Here is a 1,795-nt window from a genome sequence, read left to right as displayed (position 1 = left end):
CTCGACCTCCTGCGCCCGATCTACGCGCAGACCGCCGCCTACGGCCACTTCGGCCGCGAGCTCCCCGACTTCACCTGGGAGCGCACCGACCGCGTGCACGCGCTGCGCAAGGCAGCCGGAATCTGACATGCGGATCGCTGTCACGGGTTCCATCGCGACCGATCACCTGATGACCTTCCCCGGCCGGTTCGCCGAGCAGCTGCTGGCGGACCGGCTGGACCGGGTCTCCCTGTCCTTCCTCGCCGACCACCTGGAGGTACGGCGGGGCGGAGTGGCGGCGAACATCGCCTTCGGCCTGGGCGTGCTGGGACTGCGCCCCCTGCTGGTGGGTGCGGTGGGCGGGGACTTCGAGCCGTACCGGGTGTGGCTCAAGGACCACGGAGTGGACACCGACTCCGTACGCGTCAGCGACACCCTCCACACAGCCCGCTTCGTCTGTACCACCGACGAGGAACAGAACCAGATCGCGACCTTCTACGCGGGCGCGATGGCCGAGGCCCGCGAGATCGACCTCCACGAGGTCGTCGCCCGCACCGGCCGCCCCGACCTGGTCCTCGTCTCCCCGGACGACCCCGGCGCCATGCTCCGCCACACCCGGGCCTGCCGCCAGCTCGGCGTCCCCTTCGCCTCCGACCCCTCCCAGCAGCTCGCCCGGCTCACCCGGGACGAGGTGCTGGAACTGCTCGACGGAGCCACGCGGCTGTTCACCAACGCGTACGAGTCCGCCCTGCTCTGCGAACGCTCCGGGCTCACCGAGGAGCAGGTCCTGGAACGGGTCGGCTCCTGGATCACCACCTGCGGCGAGGACGGCGTACGCATCCGCACCGCGGGAGGCGCACCCCTGGCCGTCGCCGCGGTGCCCGTCGCGCGGGTCGTCGACCCCACCGGAGTCGGCGACGCCTTCCGGGCCGGCTTCCTCGCCGCAGCGGCCTGGGGCGTACCCGAGCGGTACGCGGCCCAGCTGGGCTGCGCGGTCGCGGCGACCGTACTCGACCACGCCGGCACCCAGGAGTACCGGCTGACCCGGGAGGCCCTGCTGGCCCGGCTGCGCTCCGCCTACGGGCCGCGGAGCGAGGCGGAACTGTCCGAACACCTGAGGGGACTGGAATGAGATGCGACGGTCACTGAGGGAGGAGTTCGCGACCCGCGTGGTGGTCGCGGACGGAGCGATGGGCACGATGCTCCAGGCCGCCGACCCCACCATGGACGACTTCCTGGGGCTGGAGGGCTGCAACGAGATCCTCAACGCCACCCGCCCCGACGTCGTCCGCTCGGTCCACGACGCCTACTTCTCCGTGGGTGTGGACTGCGTCGAGACCAACACCTTCGGCACCAACCTGGCCGCCCTCGCCGAGTACGGGGTGGAGGAGCGGATCTACGAGCTCTCCGAGGCCGGCGCCCGCATCGCCCGAGAGTCCGCGGACGCCTTCACGGCGTCCGACGGCCGGCCCCGCTGGGTCCTGGGCTCCATGGGCCCGGGCACCAAGCTCCCCACCCTCGGGCACATCGCCTACGACCGCCTGCGCGCGGCCTACCAGGAGAACGCGGAGGGCCTGATCCGCGGCGGCGCGGACGCCCTCCTCGTCGAGACCACCCAGGACCTCCTCCAGACGAAGGCCGCCGTCATCGGTGCGCGCCGGGCGCTCGACTGGTGCGGGATGGGGGACCTCCCCCTGATCGTCCAGGTCACGGTGGAAGCGACCGGCACGATGCTGCTGGGTTCGGAGATCGGTGCGGCGCTGACGGCGTTGGAGCCGTTGGGGATCGACATGATCGGTCTGAACTGTGCGACGGG

Annotated in this window: 3 protein-coding genes; all 3 read left to right on the top strand. The window is 71.9% G+C overall.

What is annotated here, in order from left to right; all coding sequences use genetic code 11:
• Positions 1 to 126, top strand: a 126-nt coding sequence (locus tag ACIRBY_RS38725) for a methionine adenosyltransferase domain-containing protein (RefSeq protein ID WP_403910193.1), incomplete at its 5' end; no start/stop codon positions are given.
• A 1-nt stretch (position 127) separates the two neighbouring features.
• The gene (locus ACIRBY_RS38720) at positions 128 to 1,111 is read left to right on the top strand and encodes a carbohydrate kinase family protein (protein ID WP_403910190.1); all 984 of its coding nucleotides are present in this window, start codon (positions 128 to 130) and stop codon (positions 1,109 to 1,111) included.
• Position 1,112: 1 nt separating this feature from the next.
• Positions 1,113 to 1,795 (top strand): homocysteine S-methyltransferase family protein (locus tag ACIRBY_RS38715; protein WP_403910187.1); only part of this gene is annotated, 683 nt, incomplete at its 3' end.

The organism is Streptomyces sp. NPDC096136, assembly GCF_044763325.1.
In the GTDB taxonomy this organism is placed as follows: Bacteria; Actinomycetota; Actinomycetes; order Streptomycetales; family Streptomycetaceae; genus Streptomyces.
Note: the sequence above shows the minus strand (reverse complement) of the source record. Positions and strands in the feature narration are given on the sequence as shown.